Raw genomic sequence first — 21,046 nt, forward strand, 5'->3', positions numbered from 1 at the left:
TTACGGGCGCCATGAGCGGAGGATTTCGAGTTCCGCGCGTGGCGGCAGTAGCTTGGTGTGACCGGATAGCTGACGCACCTGGATCACGGCCTCGCTGAATTCGGTGTTGATGAATTCGATCTCTCGAGGCGTGAGTAGTCCGGTTGCGGCCAACGGCGCCAGCTTGACGGTGTCGTTCATGACCCGCTTGAACTTCTCTAGCCGGGCGAATTTGACCATGTCGGGACCACCGAGTTCGCGAGGCACCTCGATCCCGGGAATGAGATGGCTCAAACGGGCCCAGTCGTAGGCGCTCGGACCGGTGACGGAGAGCTCCCAGTCGAGCAGTGTTACGCGTAGCTCGTTGCTGATGAGGAAGTTTCCCTCGTTCGGGTCGGCATGCAGGACGTGGTGGCGGGACTCCCGCATCGATCGAGCATCATCGATCAGCGGTTCGAAAGGACTTTCGCGGAGCAGGCCGAACTCATCGAACAGGTGACCGAAGCGGCCATAGTGCTGTCGGTAGAAATTTACCGTGTACCAATCGATATGGTTCAGGTACCACCCGCCGGTGTCACCTCTGGCGACGCCTGGTGGTGTCAGCCGATCCAGCAGTGGATGGTCCTCCGGCATCGCGCGCAGCTGTTCGTGGACGTTCGCGAAGGTCCGCAGTATCAGGCTCTGATGGGACCGGATCGTTCTCCGGTCGGCTCGCCGGAATGTCTCGGCGAGATTGTCTCCTCTGGCGAGCCTTTCGATGAGAATCGGCGTCGATTCGTCGATGAAGCGCCCGTCCGGCATGCGGCCGGTGATGACTTTCAGCAGTTGAGGCGCGTTCCGGACGTATTGAGAGATGACGGGGAGGGTTTCGTGCTCGGGTCCGAAACGCGGGTCGTAGCTGCCGTTATCGGGTTGACCGATGCGCAGGACCAAGCCGAGGTCTTCGAGAATGACTGTCGTGTTGTAGGTGCCCGACAGCGCATCATGGAGCAGTGGTTGTGCTGCTCGGTACACCGTCAGGCCCTCGTCGCGAGTCATGGTCCATCCCCGGATGCCCTCGAGCGGTCGGTATTCGTGCGCTGGGAGCAGCTGAGACAGATCGCGGACGGTGGTGGGGGTCTCGATCAGCGGAGCGGATGATCGGCTGGAGGTGTCGGGTGCGGATTCGATATCGGAGCCGCGTCCGACCATGATCAGTCCGATTGTATCTGGATCGCCGTTCCGGTCGCGGTGGGGGTTGAGCGTGTACACATGCTCGGTGCCGATATCGAGCTGACTGGCGGTGGGGAGCCGGTCGTCGGCGGAGCCGGGTACGAGGACGATCTGGTCCACAGCTCGACTCAGATGCAGAGTATCGGCGGCCGAGCGCAGCACACCGATACCGTCGCCGTGCCCGATCACGGTCGCCAGACGCACCATTCGATTCCACATTTCGTCGCTGCCGTCGAGGGCCAATTCGCGGGTTGCGTCATAGGTGATGAGTTCCCGCGCCACGAGGTCCCCGGCTATGTCTCGGGCCTCGACGACGCTGTCCATCGCCGTGGTGTCCGGCTCAGCGGTGTGCGAAGGTGCGTCGATCTCACGCGGTAGGCCGACAGTGAACATGATCGCCACGCGGTCGCCGCGGGGCGCATGCTGCTGCGCTTTCTCGTACTGCTGGCAAGCGCGCTCCGACCAGTGCGACAGATCGGCTACACGTGTGTCGGGTCCGATGACGTTGAATGCCATGAAGGTTGCGCTGTCGGCTTCGCCGATCGAGATGACAGCCCGGCCCGTGCCGCCTTCCGCGACGGGATCGTAGGAGACCAGCAGCACCGGTGGCGGGCTGGATCCGGGGATGGCGAGTCTGTGGGCATCACGTCTGACCTCTGCCAGGTGGTCGCGAAGCGCGTCGAGTGCCTCCCTGCGCTCAGGCGCGACGCGGGAGGATTCGAGGTCACGAGCGAGCGATAGCCGATTCGCCAGATCCCGTGCCCGGTATTCGATGCCGGGGGCAGCCCCGATGATGTGGGGATACTGTCTCAGCACCGCCAATTGCATCTGCGACACCGAGAAGTCCGTGGCTCCCGCCAGCAGACTGCCGATCGTTACGGTCCCGCTGGTCCATCTTCCGAGCCTGTACCACCATCGCATGTTTGCACCGACACTGTCGAAGGTGTCCTCGAACAGATCGTTCTGGCGTAGCAATGACCGAATGTCGGCCTCGGATCCCCGGACGTTTCGCAGCAAGTCCATCGCGGTTGCGACGAGGGCACGCTCGTCATCGGTGGTATTCCAGTCCCGCGGCAGGTCGGCATCCAGACGGTCTCGCAGAGGGGCGTAGTCGATCCCTGGCTGCTGACTACCCAGCCCCCACAGCGCCCGTACTCCCCAGGAAAACGAATCGGTGATGGCGGAGTCCGAGCCGATGCTGAAATAGTCCGACAGGGTTTCATGTATGCGTCGCGACCGGATTTCGGGCGATCGGCGGGAGTCCGCGACCATGATGTCTTCGTACAGTCTGTGTATCTTGTCGGCGACGTCTTGGAGCGCGTAGATGGCAGAGCTGTCTGTGAAGCGTGTGGTGGCCTCGGCCAGCAGGCCGTCGACCTGACTCAGATAGTCCAGGCCCGCGGCGGAATTGCTGGTGGGGAGCAGGTAGAACGCCGCATCGAGCAGATCCGGCAGTGCAGTGGCGACCGTCGCGGCGAACAGCCGGTCCGAGCCGGTTCGCGCCCGATCGAGCGCCGCGGCGTGAATGGGCAGCGACTCGAAGATTGCGGCGTACCTCGGTGAGAAGAGTTCACTGGATCGCTGCCGTAGCAGCGCGTCCAGAACCACTGCCCAGTCCGTGACCATTCGAGCCGTCGCGTTGGCGCGCACCCCGCTCCGCCGGAACGACTCCACCAGCGGCACATGCTCCGTCGTGAGGGCGGCATCAGGCGGGAATGAGCCTTCCTCGGGCCAAATGCCGTGCTGGCCGGCTTCTTCGATATAGCGTGCAATTTCCGCGATATGCGCAGGGACCGTATGGTGCGCAGCAGCCACCGACCAACGGCCCTCTGTAGACGTGCGGGTCACAGCGAACGCGGCGTCGAGCACGGCCGTCATGGCGGCGTGCAGGTCGGCGACGGTGCGACGGTTCGCCCGCAGCCAGGACCCGATAGCGAACAACTCCCGGTAGGTGGTCGGCGCGGTGGTAGGAACGTTGTCGCCGAACCGGAGAGTCGCTTCCGTCACGATCGCGCCCAACAGACGCGCCGGATCGATCACACTGTCTGTCACCAACGGTGGTTTGCCGCGATGGATGGCCGCTATCTGTTCGGTGACCGTGCGGGTGAAGCCGACCAGCAGGTGGTGGAGGTTGTCGTCGGAGAGGCGTGCGGCCCAATTCTGGAGATTGACGAATGTGGCCTCGACACGGAAAGTCGACAGCGCAGCGCTGGCAATTCGCTCCGCTTCGCTTCGCCGACCGCCGAACGCGCCGCCATCCGGGTCACTCGGATTCGCGGCATGCGCCACCACGCCGTCGGGTACACCGCGCGGCACGCCGCCGAAGGGATCCGCCACTGCCGGTGGCGGACCGAAACCGAGCCCATCCAGCCCACGGGCACGGTGCGGTGGAAGATCCAGCACCGCAGCCGGGTCGAGCGGCGCATGCGTGCCGGGACCGAGCGCTGGCGCCTGCCGGGAGGTCCTCGGGTCGTTTGCCACGTCTCCCGAATCGATCAGTGGCGCGGGAAGGCTACCGGCCCTAGGAGTGGTGTTCGGATCTTCCAGAGGCAATACCTTATCCCCGGACTGCACTGCGACCGTTGGCGCCGGGGTGTGAGCGGTTGCCGCGAAAGCGCCGTCCTCCCGGAGGTTCGGGTCGACGGCATGCGCGAACGCACCGCGTGGCACTCCGCGTGGCACTCTGCTGAATGGATCCGCCACTGGGTATATCGGATCGAAACCCAGCCCATCCATACCACGGGCACGCTGCGGCGGAAGATCCAGCTCGTAGTCCGGTACCGAGTCCCATCGGTCGCGCGCCCAGTACATCCACTTCGGAAATGGCAGTGGGTCGGATTCGGCGCGCCGGATCGCTTGTATTCGCTGTTCGTCGCGCCGGAAGGCCTTATTCGCCCACGCGTCTCGTTCGACACGGAAGTGGCTCGCTATGACCGGCAGCGCGTCCATGCCCATCATGTGGGAAACGCCGCGGAAGAGATACAGCTTCGAGGTCGGGATCAACCTGGCGTTATTACGGCTGTGGTCGACAGGTGAGAATTGATCCGCGGCGCCGTGCACGATGTCTACCGGGACGCGGTACTGGTCGAACCGGATTCCCCAGTGACCGGTCAGCTGAATGGCGTCGTCGGCCCATGCTTGCAGGTAATTGCGCAACGCGCGTTGATAACCGCGTGCGAGCTCATCGCGGTGTGTGCCCACCCACATGTGGTCCATCGTGGTGAAGGCATCCTGGTTGTAGCGCAGCAACCACTCCCCGTCCCGCGCGATGTTCTCGGCCATGAGGGTCAGCGTCGCGGCCATGGCTTCGGTGTCGGGTCTGGCATAGATCCGCTGGTTCGCCTCGGCCATGCCTGCCATCCACTCACCCATGTCGTCGAGCCGCGGAGCGGTACCAACGAGGGAGACGACGCGGTCGACATGGTCGGGATCCAGCGCGCCGACCGCGATGGCGACCGATCCACCGCCGGACCGCCCGAGCACGGAATAGCGGTCGAACGCGAATAGTTCGGTCGCGATGTGAATGATGTCGCGGGCGCAATCGGCCACGGTGCGCCCGGGCAGCGGATCCGAGTCGCCGTAACCAGGTCTTTCCACGACGATTACCGTGAATCCGCGGTCGTACAGCTGGCGATGATCCGGCAGCGGGCCATCGATTCCGACCGGTGTGCCGGGCGAGAGTAGGACCGGGTAGCCGTATGGATGGCCCAGTAGGCGGAAGTGAACGGTCCTGCCGTCCGGCATCCGCGCGGCATAGAGATTCGCAACACGGCCCAGGTCGGCGGTTTCATCGGGTTCGGGGACAGCTTGTACTGTCTCGTCCGGCAGCGCGGCTCGGTGGCCTCCATGACGGGCCCGCTCGCGCCGCGACTCGATCGAGTCGTGTTCCGGCCGAACGTGACCTGCGGGCATCGAGTTCGCCGCAGCGTTCTCTGTGGCCGTGCCTGTGTCGCTGCCGGCGGAGTCGAGCAGTTGTCCCGCCGTTCTTTCGGGAGCGGCGGCACCCCGCTGCTCTGCCTGTTCGTTCTCGGGGAGAATCAGTCGACCGCCCGCGTCGGCTTGCTCGGTCCATTCGAAAATTGTTACGAGGACCTCGATTTCCCCCACTTCTTCCGCACGGCCGGCGTCAGCGGCAAGCTCGGCGGCGCGGTCGATCGACCGTCGAATCTCGGCCAGCCGGTCTTGTGCCTCGGCCGGTGCCGCGGTCGCGCGGACGAGAGGATAGCCGAGCAGTCCGCTCATGGCGTCACGGTAGGCCCGTTCGTAGGCGCGTTGGGGATGGAAGACCGCGTCCATCGCCAGTTGGTGGTCCGGGCCGGCGACGACCGGCACGTCGTCGATCACCTTTCCGGTAGCGCGCAGACGGTCGAGCTCAGCCTCGATCTTGTTGTAGGCCCGATTCAACCTATCCGCGCTGACGGCCTCGTCCTCCCGATGGCGTCGCACGGTGATCCCGTTCATTTCGGCCATCCGCGCCTGTAGGGCGCCGATCCTTTGGGTGGCCTCCGGGCTGGTGTCGACCGCCTCACCTCGTTCCGCGGCTGGTGTTTCCGGCTCGTGATCGCGAGGTTCGGGCGCGGTCGGGTGCTTGGGAGCAGGCAGGTTTGCGGTGGAGCCGTCACCGGCGGGGCCGGGCGGAACGATCAGGTTGCGGCCGCCCGGCCTGCTGTCCACCACTGGGAGAGCCGCAGCGGAGTTCCGGCAGGCCGCACAGTTGTCCAGGTGCTCCTCGACCTCTGCCCCCATCTTCCGGCCCAGGCCTCTGAGTACCCACATGCCGAGCTGCTCCACTGTGGATCGGCATGATTCCGGCAGGTGATGGGACAGCTCGTGGAGCAAAACCCGGCCGGCTGCTACACCCTGACGACGCAAGTACGGACGAACGACATCATCCAAGTACTGCACCTCGAGCGGCTTCGAGGCGATCTTGTCGAATATGGCAACCGTCAAATAGCGCGTGAGTAGGAACTCGGGGGACTGCGGTTCCAGCTCTCGGCAACCGGGATAGTGCACAGTCCACAGGGCGTCGTGGCTGAACATCAGCCACAATGCGTACTCTTCGGGAGTGAGGACGGGATCGCGGTCCGCCACCATGAGGTTGTAGCCTTCGGCATAACGCCCCGCCACCATGAGGTTGTGCCCCTCCGCGCGTAGCAGGCGTCCCCCGACGTAGGCCATGTCTCCCTGGCGAATCTGCTTGGTCTGGGGCAGCTCATCCCCGGACACGCCCCGCCAGAATTTCTCGAAGGGCGTCATCTCCTCCACATCGGCGCGATTCGACTCGCGTACCCGCGCGTCGACCCGCATGGTCCGCTTCTTCTCGGCATCGATTTCCCCGCGGCCCGGAATGACCCGTCGTTGCTGGAGCGTCGCCGGTCCGGAAGTCGCATGGGGCGCCTTCAGCAGTCTCTCGGCTCCGAGTGTCCACCGTACGGCCGCGTCGACCCCCGCATACAGCGGAGTCCGTCGGATCGCCCGCCGCCTCATCCAAGCTTTTCGCTCGCTGCTTTCGATCCACTTCCGGCCGGACAGCTCACCCTCGCGAGGCAGCGGGAATTCCCAGAAATACCAGAAGATTTCCTTCCACGGACGCAACCGCTCCATGAGTTCTTCCAGCGATGGATCGGCGGGCAACACGTGCACGTCGGGCACGATCAGGCTGCGGGTGGGGTCGGCGGGCACTATCAGGCCGGCGGGAGTAATACGAATGCCGTTGCTTGTAGCCGCGTATGCACCTGACTGTCCGGCGCTGCCGGCGGTGCCGGATTCGGTCTCGTGAACTGCGGAATCGGTATGTTCCCGACCGGGCCTTCTGAACGCATGCCCATCCAGCCCCACGTTCGGATCTACCGCGTGCAGCATGCCGAAGTCGAACCGCTGCCCGCGCGGCGGCGGAACGGCACCCTCGTTATCCCATTTCTTTCGCTCGGGTCCATCGAGACCGAAACCGGCTTCCGCTCCGAAACCGGGGACCTGACCTCGCCGAGCGAGGTCGGGAACGCCGCCGATCAGGCCGACGCGCCGGGCAGCGGCAGGTCTGCGCATCGGAGCGGCGGGACCACCGGCCACCGCGGGTACCCGCCCTGCGTCCGCTTCACCGTCGACCGTTGCGGATGGTTGCCGGTCATCGGAATCGGTGACACCTTCGGTGGCCACCGTCGTTTCCTTATTCTCGGCCGTCGCCTGGAGGTACAGCTGATCCGCGAACTGGGGCCGCGGCCGTTGCACCGCGTGGGCTTGCTCGAATGCGTAGGCGTAGCCGATCAGCGTGGGTTCGCTCCATGCCGCGGCCCGGAAGCTCAGATTGACGTGCTCTCCGGCTGGATGGTCTGGGTCGGCCGGAGTGCGGCCCGCTGGGACGAGGATGGCTGGGTATCCGGCCTTATCGCCCATGATCGTTCCGTAGTCGTATGCGGATACCAGTGCGGTGAGGTCGTGCTCGGCCATCACCGCGTCGATCCGGGTTTTGCTTTCGGCGAGGTCCAACTGGAGGTCTGCGTGGTATTTCGCCGTGTCGATGCTGTTGGCGTCGAGGTCCATCGCCTGCGCGGCGAGGGCGCGGTCTTGGCCGTACTTCAGCGCTTTCTCGGCGTGGGCCTTGTTGTAGGCGATGATGCCGGCCAGATTCTTTATCGGGGCGTTGGGGGGCAGCCGCGAGAGGTAGGTGTTCAGATCCCGCTTGAATTCGTAGGAGAACACACTCGACCAGTCCGGGTCGCTGCCGTTGAAGCTGTGTGAGGTGTCCAGGTCGACGGTGATCAGGGTTGCGCCCTGGGCCTCCAGCGTATTCAGCGCCGCTTCCCACAAGGGGCGCTGTGCGGAATCCTCTGACGGGATTCCCAACGTCATAACGCCGATCCGGGCACCGCGGAGGGCTGCCGGATTGAGATCCGCGGTGAAATCGTGGCCTGCCAGGGGATTGTGTGCGGTGGCAGGGTCTTGCGGATCGACGCCGACGAGCGCCGTCAACAACATCGCGGCTCCGGTGACGTCCGGACTGATCGCTCCTGGCGTATCACGGGTGGTGGCGATGGGTACGACGCCCGTGCGGGACACAGCACCGACAGTGGGTTTGAGTCCGACAATCGAGTTCCAGTTGGCCGGAGCCACAATCGACCCGGTTGTTTGAGTGCCGACGGCGAGCGGCACAAGCCCGGCCGCGACACCGACAGCAGATCCTGAGCTGGAGCCCCCCGGTATCAGCGACGAGTCGATTGGATTGAGGGTCTGACCGCCATAGGAGCTGTATCCAGGAGGCAACGTGCTGCTCAGGTAGAACGCGAACTCGGTGAGATTGCCGTGGCCTAGGATCACCGCGCCGGCCGCACACAATTGCGTAACCAGCGTGGCGTCCGTGGCGGGGTACGAGTCCGCCAGAGCCGCCGAGCCTGCGGTGGTCGGCATGCCCGCGATGTCGATGTTGCCCTTGATCAGGACTGACACCCCCAACAGTGGGCCGTGCGCGGCGCCGGTTCGGCGCAGTTCGTCCGCGCGGGCAGCCTCCTCGAGCGCTCGTGGATTGATGCCGATCACCGCGTTCAACGCCGAAAGCGCTTCGATGCGGTGCAGACACAGCTGGGTCAACTGCACGCTGGTGATCCGGCCGCTGCGCAGCAGTTCGATCAGTTGCGTGCTCGTCAGCGATACGAGATCCAGCGCTGATACCGCGTCGGGGTCGGCATCGCGACCGCCGATGGTGGTCACTTGCTCGCTGTCTGTTGGCGTAGGTTCCGCCGTTGCCGCGGCGGGCTGGTCGCCACGGGCGAGACCACCGCCGTTCGCTTCCGGTACCGGCCCGCCTTGGGGCCTTGGTTCTGCGGGGGAGGAATCACCGGATTCGGTGTCTCGTGGTCCCGCAATCACTTCCGGTGGCGCCGACCGACCGGAACCATCCGGGCCGTCCGCATGCTCGGAGGCATCGCCGCCGTTTCGCAGCGTGATCGCGGTGACGACCGTGCCGTTCTGTATGCGGAAGCGGCCCTGATACACCGTGTCGACTGCCGCCCGAGCGTCGACCGGCAATTGCGCCTGGAACGTCCCGGTCGTGCCGTCGTCGGTATCGGGGTGGAAGGTGACTTCCACCTGGTTGTGCCGTAACTGGTGTCCGGTCAGCTTCGAGTGGAGGTCGAGAACGTTCTCCTTGGCGCAGATGTGCACCTGATCCCAGTGCACCGCGGGGAGCGTGTGCATCAGCTCGCGCATGCGAGAGCGCTCTTCCGGTTGAGTCATTCTGAGCATCAGGTCGGTCCGAAGGGCGACATGCCGCTTCGCGTCGAGACCGATGGCCCGAATCGCTTGTGCCTCGCCGAGGGCAACTCCGGTGAAGTGTTTTGTCTGCACAGTGGCCACGACCAACGCTGCGGGTGGCTGTGGTTCGCCGTTCGGACCTGTCGGGATCGATACCCCGCTCTGGCCTGAAGCCTGCAACGCATGGTCCATACAGCGCCGGAGATTCAGTGCGGAGCTGTGCTCGTTCCCGACGACTTCGGCTGTGACCACGTCGCTGGGCACCACGTGCCGGAGCGAACCCGTGTTTGTAACGCCCACTTCGATGGCCGCGGGGGCGACGGAAGCCTGGACGGGCCACTTATCTCGACTCGTGATCCGGGTGCCTGCCTTCCTGCGGCTCACCAGATACCCTTCCGCGGCCAACTCCTGGTATGCGGCCGCCACGGCGGATGCCGACGACGTGCCCAGTTGTGCCGCGAGGTCGCTCGCAGGGGGCAGCGTCCGCCCCTCGGCCAATCTCCCCGAAAGGATCGCCTGGCGTAACTTGGAGACCACTGTGTCCCGCCACCCGCGGGCGCCACTCGGCGCCGATTCCTCTCGGGTCCACGTCACGGCGAAGACCTCGAGCAATTCGGCGGGAGTCAGCCGTTTGGTCTCCGGATCGGCCTCTTCGTCGAGAATCTTGGCCAACGCTTGCACACCGCGGTGATGCAAGTGTTTGGTCGCGTTCTCGCTCCGGTATCCGCCGGTTTCGTCGCCGATCTCAGCGAAGGTCAGATGCCGGAGGTACCTGAGCTCGAGAACAGTCCGCTGGTCCTCGTTGCGGACCCGGCGGAGGGCGGCGTGCAATTGTTCGAGCTTCGTGTTGTCATCCTCATCCGCCGCGACGAGCGCGGCTTCGAAGGCCGCTTTGACCTTGGGCAATGCGTTCTTGTCGATCGCCGGCCGGTCCCGGGCCACCGCCGTTTCTTTCCCGTTCTCGGCCGACCCGTGGTCCGGTGTTCGGGGCGCTCCTGTGATCGGGCGTTGCGGGTGCGACCGGTCGATATGGTCCGGTATGGGATCGTGCAGTGGTGTGAGGGCACCGTTTTCGCGGGTGAAGTAGCCGACGAACGCTTTCTCGACGTGGTGGTAGCTGGGGCTCCATCGTTCGTAGGGGCGGATGCCGGGACTCGGGATGAGGGAGTCGATTACGAAAACGTCCTCGTCGACGGTGGTGACGAGGTAGGCGTGCGCGTCCTCGCCGTTGTCGACGACGATCGCCGCCGCGTCTGCTGGGTGGTCGGGGTCTCGGACGGTGTCGACGATGCTGCGGAGAGGGTCGGCGGGTCCGAATTCGTCGGCGGTGGGCTCGGCGGCGATGTGTTGTGGGGCGACCTCGACCAGTTGCGCGGTGATGCCGGTTTCCAGGTCGAGCCAGGTGTTCGCGTCGTCCGGGACGGGTTGGGTGTTGTCATGGCCGATTGCATCGGCGAGGCGGACGAGGTAGGGGATGCAGGATCGCAGCGAGTCGGCCGCGGTACCGAGGGCGCCGTCGGGCAGCGTCACCGAACTCGTCGTGTTCCGGATCTCGCGCTCGAAGCGCGCCTGCCACTCCGCGTCGGACTCGCCGTTCGGGTCGGGATACCGCGTTCCTTCCTCCAGATCGGCCAACCGTCGCGCGAGGCCGTCCAAGTAGGCGTCGATCAGCGTCGGCGGTGTCCCGCCGACTTCGTTGTCGCTCACCCACTTGTCGTCTAGCTTGTCGGCGCTCACTTCGTTCAGCTGCTGGTGCAGGTGCAGTTTGACCAGCTTGTCGAGGGTCCAGAGATCTTTGCGAATCGCGGAGGTATCGAATCGGGTGTCGTCGAGGCGGCGCGTTCGCTTGTACAGCCATTCGACGGCCGCACGCCACTCCTGCTGGGTCCTCGCGTCGTATGGACCAGGAAGGCGGAGCTTGGCGGCCAGGCGGTCGCGGATCTCTTCCAGCAGCTCCATCGCCTTGGCGGGTTCGATCCTCGATTGTGCGGAGTCGTCTTCCGCGTTCTTCTCGATTTGCGCGAAGGTGTACAGCACTACGCGATACCACCACCGTCGACCGAGCCTGTTGTATTCCCGTTCCGACGCTTCTATCCGTCGCCGGTCGGCCGCGAGTTCCGCACGCGAGATATGGTGCTGCCGCCACACGATCTCGCCGCTGTAGTCCGTGGCCCCGTAATGAAGGGTGAACCCCTCCGGCGGCCTGTTGTACTGGTAGGCGTTGCTGTTGTCGATAGGACGAACGATGAAGCCGCTTTGGAGCCGCCAGTTCTTGCCTTCGTGCCGGTCCCATGGCCGAATCAGCATGTCGCCCAACCCGAGACGCATCGCGCTCGGAGTATAGAAGAAGTAATTCCAGGCATCTTCCGCATGCGGCCCCATGGCTGAGTCCGCGTCGAAACCGGGCACGTATTCCACGAGAAGTACCCGTTCGGCAGCGCGCAGCAGACCGGGCGGGCGCGCACCGACATCCGCGAGAGTTCGTGCCCCCAACTCTTCGGCATCGGCCTGTAGCACATCGCGGACCGTCTTCTCGATCAGCTGGTAACCGTTTCGGTAGGTGACCAGCCAGACCGACTCGGACATCGTTCGGTCTCCCGAGTCGCCTTTGAGAAGCGTACGCATGAGCTCACCCGATTCGTACGCATCTTGCACTTTTTCGGCGAAACTGCGTTCATCAGTGAGGCTGTTCAGCCAGGCGGTATGCGCGCGGTCGCTGTAGACGTGGATCTCGGGCTCCGGCTCGGTGTGAACGCCGGAAATCGGTTCGACGGTCAGCCGGCCGTTCTCGTCGATCAGAACGTGACGGTACTCGATCGTTATCCCGCGCTGCGCCGCTAATTTGCGGAATCCCGGGACCTGTTCGTCCAAGAGGAATTGCTGATTTCGGAACGGTGATGCGACGACGACGCGATTTCCCGGCGCCACTCCGATTCCTTCGATCACTTTCCCGTCGTCATCGACGAATGGCTTCGCTCCTTCGGCTGCGAGCACGTCGCGGGCGGCCAGTATCGACAACGCCCTGCGCACTTCGAACACATACCTTCGGACCGCTTCGATTTGCGGCTCCAGTTTTTCGTAATGCCGCCGGAGCATGCGCGAGGGTTCCTCGTCGGCAAGCACACGCGCCAGCACGTCGTCGGCGACGAGCCGGCGCAGTACCGCGTGGAATCGCCGGTGTTGCCGCTGCTGCAGACCTTCGATCGCCTGCTCGATCTCCGCGGGCTCTTTCCGGTGCAGCGTTGTGGTATCGACGCCCAGCTTCCGGGCCTGATACAAGGCTTCGGCAACTATCTCGTCCGCCTCGCTCTCGGCGGTCTCGAGCGCACGACGGATACTCGGGGAGGGTTGGACAGCGGAGGCCGCTGGAGCCGGATCGGAACTGTCCGCCGGACTTTTGCCGGGGTTGGTCGCGCGGGGTGTCTCAGTGTGGTTCGGAGTTTGCCGATTTCGCGGTCCGGGTTCGTGGTCGCCCCAGTCCCGGCCGTTTTCGGGGTTGTGGTGGAATGCGAGATGGGCGTCAGGAGGAATGATCCCGAACTTGCGCCTGCCTGCGGGGTGGCGGAAGCGCTCGGGGGCGAGCCCGGCCGCTACGGCGGGGTCGACGTGAGGGTCGAAGTGCCGACTTTCGACCTCGGCCGCGGACGCTTGCGGCGCGGTGCGGTCATCAGCGGTGGCTTCCGCAATCGCTTCGGACTCGTTGCCTTCCTTCTCCGCTCCCGGGCCGAGCGGCACGGTGATTGCCGCGCCGGACTCATCGAAGAACATCCCCTGCACGCCGCGTGGTGTCGGCGATCCCATGGACGGCACGTGATTGGCATGCAGCACGCCCTCGACCGGATTTCGCAATTCGATCCGCGTCGTCCCGTCCGGGGAGGCGCGGCGCACCAGCAGGTGGGGATCTTGTCCCGGCGCGACGACAAGCACCGAGACACAGTCGCCACGACTGCCCGACGACTCGTCCCACATTCGTAACCGGGCCTCGATCTCCCCGGCGTCGGTGAAGTCCTGCGGCTGTCCGCCGGTCGCGACCGCCAGGACGTCCACTCTCGTATCCCCCGGACGAAGACGGGATGGTATCGCGATGTCGTCGCGGCCGGTGACGTCGCGGAAGTCCTGCAAAAGCAGCGATATGTCCGGGTCGCCAAACGCTTGCCGCTGTGCCCATCGGGCCAAGAACTCTGCCGGCGAGGATCCGTCACGTGTCACCGTCAGCCAGTGCAGCACTCGCGCCGGATGAGTCAACGGCAACGATGATTCGACTGCACCGGCCCTGGCCCCCTCCGCCACACCCTCGATCGGGTCGAACGTATCCGTCACGGGGTTCGAGAACGACAGCAGTGCGTAGTGGGGCAGCAGGGCAAGCCATTCGGTGAACCCGACATCGGCCGGTATCAGATCCAGTTCACGATATAGCTCGTAGGCTGCCCGCAACATCGGCGGTGCCAAATCATGGAGCGCCCAGTTGCCCTCGTCCGCTACCACGTGAATGAACTCATGGTGGGTCAACTGGTAAATCATGTCCTCGGCCGACTGCGCCCAACGGTGGTTCGAAACCTGCTCCGCCCACGCCCGCGCGAATTCCGGGTCGGTGAAGATTTTCCTGTTCAGCGTGACCGTTACGTAGTAATCCTTGGTATCAGGAGTTGTGGTGCCGAAACTCTGGGTCAGGCCGAAGCCCTCGATTTCGTCGTCGAATCTGAAGTACCGGATAGCGAATCGCCCGCCGTACTCCGCGATCCGGTCTCGCAGCGCACGGTCGACGGATTCGACGGCTTGCACGGTGATCACCGAGTCCTCCCACCCCAGGAAACGGATGTGGTGATCGTCGTAAAGTTTGCGAACGATGCGAGCCTTCGCCGCGAGATCTCCCTGCGGCTGTGGCTCGATGACGCTGTCGCCGATCGGATCCGGCCGCGGTTCGTCGAATCGGGCCCAGACCTCACCCCACTGCTCGACGCCCGACACGGTGGCCGAGTCGAGCAGTCCCCGCACCTCGGCTCCGACCTGGGCATGGCTGAACAGCGGCGCATACCAGGTGAACAACTCGATCTCGGGGAATCGCTCGGGACGGTATTGGTCGACCTCGAACGCCACGTACAGCGATCGGGAATCGGCCTGCGTGGACATCCGCAGTCTGAGCCTCGCCTTCATGTCCTGCAAGGCCCTCTGTTCGTCCCACCACTCGACACCAGACCGCTGCAGCGAGCGGGAATAGGTCTCCATATACGTCATCGCGTTGAGTCCAGCGACGCGCACCAACTCGGATGCGGCTTCGATTCCAGCCCGGTCTCGCCAGCCTCGCTCCCGCATCATGTCGCCGACGGCCGCCGCGACCGCCTCCACGTCCTCCGGGGTGCGCAGGCCATCGGAGGCGTAGAACGGAAAGAAATCCAGGGTCAGCTCTGGATTGAGATGGACTGTATTCGCCGGCAGATCCCGTACCGCGGCAACCGCAGCCTCGTCCGGCCATGGATTCACCGGCAGCGGAGGTTCGAACTTGCTGGGCGGGCCTTCGATCGGGCCTTCCGGGAGCGATCGTTCGGGGTTGTCGGGAATAGGTTCGGCGTGCGGCGTCAGTCCGCTTGTGTATTCGAAGCGGGCGACCCATGCGTTGGCGACGTTCGTGTAGAGAGATTTCCAGGTTTCGAGCGTGCGTATTTTCTGTGGGCCTTCGACGAGGGAGTCGAAGACGAGCACAGTGCCTTCGACATTCGTGGCCACGATCGCATGGTTTTTGTGGCCGTCGGTGACGACGAGGGCGACGGTGTCTATTCCGTCTCGCTTGTTCTGTACGTCGTCGAAGACGGATGCGAGTGGGTCGGGCGCACCGGGTTGTTCGGTGCTCGGGGCGGGAAGGTCGACCTCGACGAGTTGTGCCCGCACGGCGGCTTCCATGGCACGCGCGTCGTTGCCGTCGGGAGACAGTGCGGTGTCGTGGCCGAGTGCCTGCAATATTTCGACTACAAAGTGGAGGCACTCCAGCATTGCGTTGCTCTGCGTGAAGAGATTCGCGGTGGTGGAGGCGTTGCGTTGCGCACTCGGCGTTTGCGGGTCATCGCTGGTGCCGATGATTCGTCTCTGCTTGGCTACCGCCACGATCTCGTCACGGCCACCGTTGACCCCGAGCTGGACCCGAATGCGTTCCAGGCGGTAGCTCACTTGCTTCCGGTCGATTCCGGCGCCCTCCGCGATCTGCGCGCGTGATCGGCCCTGGGCGGCCAGCTCGAGCACCTTGATGTCGAGATCGGACAGGCCGTGCCCTCTGGGCGGTGCTATCGGCGCAGAAGGCGGGCTCGACTTTTCCGGAACGGAGGCAGGGAAGGCCACGCCCTGGGCTGCTTGCGCTTCATCCGTCGCCGGTTGATTCGTGGTGGACGTGGTCGGCCATCGGTCCGGCCCCGCCACCGTGGTCGTGCCCTTCCAGGGATTGGTTACCAGGTATCCCTCGATCCTCAGCTGTAGATACGCCCTGGCTACAGGGCCTCTCGACATCGGCAGATAGGAACTGAGTTGCTCTGTCGTGGGCAGCAGTTGGCCCTCCCGGAGCTGGTTCGACAGGATCGCCTGGCGCAAAGCGGAGGAAACCATCTGCTCGCTGCTTTCGGCCGCGCGATCCAGTTCCTGCAGCGATGACGTCGCCGTGAAGATCTCCAGCAACTCCTCGGCGGTAACCAGCCAACCGGCGTCCGATTCCGGCGCGCTGGGCCATTTGCCGCGGCTCGCCACCGTTGCTCCGACGCCACCAGCCTTGATCACCACGTAGCCCTCGTGGGCGAGCTGCCGATACGCGTTACCGATAGGGGTTTCCGATATGCCCAGATGCTCGGCGAAGGCCATCGCTGTAGGCAACGAGCGCCCTTCACTCAGCTGACCCGACTGAATCGTCGCGCGCAACCGTAGGGTCAGCGTCTTATCCCAGCCGAATCGGCTGGCGTGCTCTGCCAGCCCCGTCCGCGGCGCTGCCGCATCGAGGATTTCGGTCAGCACTGGCGGTGTCAGCGGAAGGATCTCGGCGAGTGCGCGCACGGCGCGGCGGCGTAGCGACTTGACCGCATCGGCCGTACGGTCGCCGCTGATCGTGGCCGTCGCGTCGGCAACCGTCAGGCCCTGCAGGAAACGGAGTTCGAGGTACTGCTCATAATCGGGGTTGCCGAGTTGCCGTATGGTCCGCCGCAGCCGTTTGAGCTGGCGCTTGTCCCCGTCGGCGGCCGCATCCAGAGCCGCCTTGGCCGCTGCCTTGACCGCCGTCAACGCCTCGCCGTCCGGCGAGTGGTCGACGGAAGCGCCCTCCGAGACCCCTTGGGTTCGGGCTGCCGGAGCCGAGGCGGCCTCGGGCTCGACAGGGGCGACACCGGGTTCGGCCGACGCAGTTCGCTGCCAGGGCGTCGGCCTGCCGGGCCGAGGAGAATCCGGCTCCGCGGCGGCGCGGGCAGGCGGCTTCTGGCTGCTCCACGGCGTTTCAGCGGCCCGAGGATGCTCCGGCGCGGTCCCGGGCCCGAGATTCCGCACCACCTGCGGAGCTTTGGCGTCGAAGTTGTAGACGACCTCGATCACCCGGTCCGGGAACCGGTCCAGCAACGCGGCGTCGATCAACCTACCTATTTTGTCGAAGTGCGGATTGTGCACATCCGGGTCGGAGTAGGAGACGAACCCGTGCAGGCGTCCGTCGTCGTGAATTCGCCACCGAATATTGCACTGCGCGGTACAGCCCTCGGTTTCGACGCTGATCAGCCACGGACTCCGGACCTTTTTGGCCAGCTGTCCGTGCGCGGGACCGCGTGCTTCCACCGCGTGGAGGACCAAGTGGTTCGGACCGCTTTCCGGAGCCACTGCGGTCACCAATCCGCCCACCGAGGTCGGGTTGTCGCCGCCGAAACCTTCGATTTCTCGAACGACGATGGTTCCCTGCATGACATCGTCCACGGCGGAGGAGGGCCCGGCTGCTGGGCGGACCGAAACCCTAGGAGTCGCGGAACCCTCTGTGGCTGGGTCGGTTGCGCGCACAGATAGACGCGCGGAGGGAACCGCCTCGACGACGGCCGGGCCCTCCATCGTCTCCCCGGGGCGCACGGGTCCCTGATGTCGAGGGACCGGGCGGGCGGTGGGGTGAGGATCCGGGCGGTGCGATGGTGCAGCGTTCGACAGCTCTCGCGGCTCGCTCCGATAACCCGAGGCCATCGACCAAGGGATGCCCGCCTCGGTCAGGGCGGCCTGCAGGTCCTCGTCCGGAGGCTCTCGATGGAACACCACGTGGGCGATATCGGCGACCGTGACACCACCGTGGATCTGCCGAGACGCCGACCACCCGGCGCCCGGCACATCCTGGTGCGGTGTGTGGAAGACGTGAGGACCGTCGACGGGCACTGTTCTTCCCCCGAACGGCGCCGACTCCAGGGGAGCGCCGTCAGCACGGGCTACGCGTCCCGGATCGGCATCCAGAAAGCCGGCCCGCGTGCTCGGATAGCCTTTCGGCGCCGGTTGTGCGCTGGCGCCGGTCGAGATCGCAGGAATGACATGCTCGGCGTCGCGAGCTGCTCGGATGACTACGAACGGTGGGACCAAGGTGCCGTCGTCGGCGACTTCGATTCGAACGCCGAGTACGCCGTTGGCGCCGGTGAACACCCAGTCCCGAGGTGCCCAAACGTCTGCTTTGATACCTTGGCGCTGCAGGTACCGCGCCATCAGGCGGTGTGCGTGTCCGTGCGGGGCCGCAGCACTGCACGATATCAACAGCAGCGGGCTGCCTGGATGCTCCCGGTACGCGGTCTGGAACGCCTCGCTGGCCTCGACCAACCGCCCGAATATTATTCCGTCCACCTTGACCGTCTGGAACCGCTGCGTCGTCGGGTCCTTGATCACGACCGTGTAGCCGCTCCCCGATGCATGCCCAACCACGATGATCGGCTCCAGCGGGTTCTCCGGGTCATACCACCCGGCCGGCTCGGTTTGGGTGTCCCGCCACCAGCCTGGCGCTACTCCCAACTGCCGGGTCCTCACATTCGATGCGGGCCACGCCTGCGCGAATTCCCGGTAACCGCCTCCGGCAGCAGCCGCTGCCGCCCACGCATGAATGATCTTGTAATCCCGCCCCCTCGAGGGGAGCACGATACCCTTGAGCCGGCCGTCGGGGTTCAACACCGGCTTGATGAGCACCTGATCAAAGGTGAATTCTACGTATCGACCGTTCCGATCCAAGCCGTAAAAGGGGATGTCCACAGCGTCTTCGTCGGATTCGACCACTGTGTCATCCGCCGCTGTGTCCGGAGACCCCGGAACCCGGTCGTCATGGGAAGTGTCCGCCGGAGTGGTCTCGTCGGCTGCGCCGGCGGCACTGAAACGGGTGGGGGTGAGCGGGTCGCGTTCGCGGGCGCTGCGTTGTTCGACCGATCCTACGTCGCCCTCAGGCAGAGCGGGTTGCCCGCCCCGATCGGTCACGCCGGCGGCTGAGGTCAGATCGACTTCGTAATGATCCCGCCAACTGGGCGAGCCGAGTGGTTGGTCTGGATCCCCACCGGCCGGGTGGGGCGAACCAGGGGGCTGTGCTTGTCCTGACTCGGGCCAACCCACCAGGTCGGGTTGTGCTGCCTCTTCTGGTTCGGGCGGGTCGGTGGGTGCCGTCGGCCACACGACCTGTTGCGGCGGAGCCGGTAGGTGGGCTTTTGCTCCCTCTGCTGGTTCGGGTGCGGATACCGGCGGCGTCGCGAGGCGAGGGTGAGGTGCACCGCCTTGCTGGGATGCCGAGGGCGTGGCGATGCGGGGGTCGCGCTGTGGCGGTCTTGTCGTCGGGTTCGGTGTGCTTGGTCCCGTTGACGGAGCAATGCCATCGCCTGGGTTCGACTCCGCAGGGGGAATCAGCACACCGTTCTCGTCGAACAGGGCAACCCAGGCTTTACGGACGAACGAATCGAATCGTGTTGCGCCCGTGGCGCGATCGATTGGCCGCAATCGGGCCACGGCGGGGTTGATCTCGATGACCGGGCCGCCGCTGTCCTTGGTCATTACCAGCACCCCGTCGATATTGGCGACGTACAGCAATCGCACGATCGCGGTCGCTTTGGCGGGCATCTGGTCGACGAGGTCGAAGACTTCGGTCAGCGAGGTGAGCTGATGCAGGTTGTCGTCACCCACTGCCTGCGCGAGATCTCCTCGGGAGTGGATGAGAGCTCCATCCCGGACACCGGTGGGAATGGTGACGACTTGTCGTCCGTAGCGGTCGTTGACCACCTGGAACGCCAGTCGTGCCTCCTCTGGCTGCATGATCGAGTCGGCACGCGCCTGAGGCGGCGTCCCGCGCAGAGCGGCCGGGTCGGTGTGCCTCGGGGCCAGCGCCCGGCCTGCGCGATCGACCTCGGCACGCAACTCGTCGCGTCGATGGGTCAGGTCGGCCACAGCGGCCGGGGAGAGATCCGGTGCGGCCAGCTGGTGCTCCAAGACGAGCACGCCGAGTTCCAAGGTGAGCCAGCGGTGGGCCAGTGCATCGAGTCGAGCTAGGTCGGTGGCCAGGCGATCATGCTCGGGTGTACCGGGTTGAAGTTCCCCGAGCTTGATATATGCGTCCAGTCGTTCTCGCGGTACGTCGGTTTGCGGCGGACCTTCCTGTGCCGGACGCACGGGGGGTGATTCGTTCTCGGCTCTGCTTTCCATTGCCGGACCGCGACGGCCGGACTCGATATCACCCCGCCTTGTCGCGTGGAGCTCGGCCTGGATCTGGGTGACGCGGACATCGGCCGCTCGATAGCGGTTCACGGCTTCGGTTGCCGACTGGATTTTTCTCGGGAGGTCCGGATAGACCTGCCCATCGGCTACGTTTCTCGCGTCCATCAACGCGGCCAGCCACTCCTTCGCCGCATTGAAGTGGTCGACCAGGAGCGTGAGGCGTTCACGTGGCACAGCCGTATTCGTCTGCTGCATCGCGATCACCAGATCATCGAGGTGGTCCAGCACGTTGCGCAGCTGCTGAGCACGTGCCGATTCCGCACCGGCGTGCGCGTCTCGGACGGCGTCATGTTCGGCCCGAATGCCTTCGCGCACCAACTGGACGACGCGCAGGTCGACAGTGGCCAGCAAGCCCAGGAAACCGAAGCTCGGCGACGAGTTCGATGGCGCAGCGAGCAGCTCGGCCATGATTCGCTCGACCGCCTCGCCGGCCGCTCGATAGCGGGCTACCGCTCCCGCCGCCAGCCGCTTCTGCTCATCGAGGGACGGGTACACCTGCCCGTTTGTGGCATTGTTCGCATCTTGCAGCGCGGCCAGCCATTCGGCGGCGGCATGGTAGTGGTGGACCAGCAAGCGGAGCCGGTCCGGTGCGACAGTCACCTCCGCTTGCCCGAGCACGGCACGTAAGCCGTCGAGGTGCCCGAGCATGACGTCCAATCTCCGGAAACGGGCCTTGTCCGCCGGGGGCACGGCGTCGCTCGTATCGTCGACAAGAGCGGCATCACGTTCGGCCTTGACGCCCTCGCGAACCAATTCCAGCAGTTCCGCATCGACAGCTGCGAGCAGTTGCTGGACCAGAGGCTTGTCCTCGGGCCTGCGTGGGTCTTCGGCTGCTTGTTCGGGATGCGCGGGCGGCGCGTCGCTGCGTATGGCCATGGCCTCGAGCTCG

1 protein-coding gene (cut by a window edge) is annotated in these 21,046 nt (G+C 65.1%); it reads right to left on the reverse strand.

Annotated features, from left to right (window positions below):
* Positions 1–21,046: the 3' portion of an alpha/beta fold hydrolase gene (locus tag ON19_RS00305; RefSeq protein ID WP_043684458.1), read on the reverse strand. Its footprint extends 9,701 nt past the window's final position; only the last 21,046 of its 30,747 coding nucleotides appear in the window; the start codon falls outside the window, past its right edge; it ends in the stop codon at positions 1–3.

This window comes from Nocardia abscessus NBRC 100374, from assembly GCF_000308455.1.
GTDB lineage: Bacteria > Actinomycetota > Actinomycetes > Mycobacteriales > Mycobacteriaceae > Nocardia > Nocardia abscessus.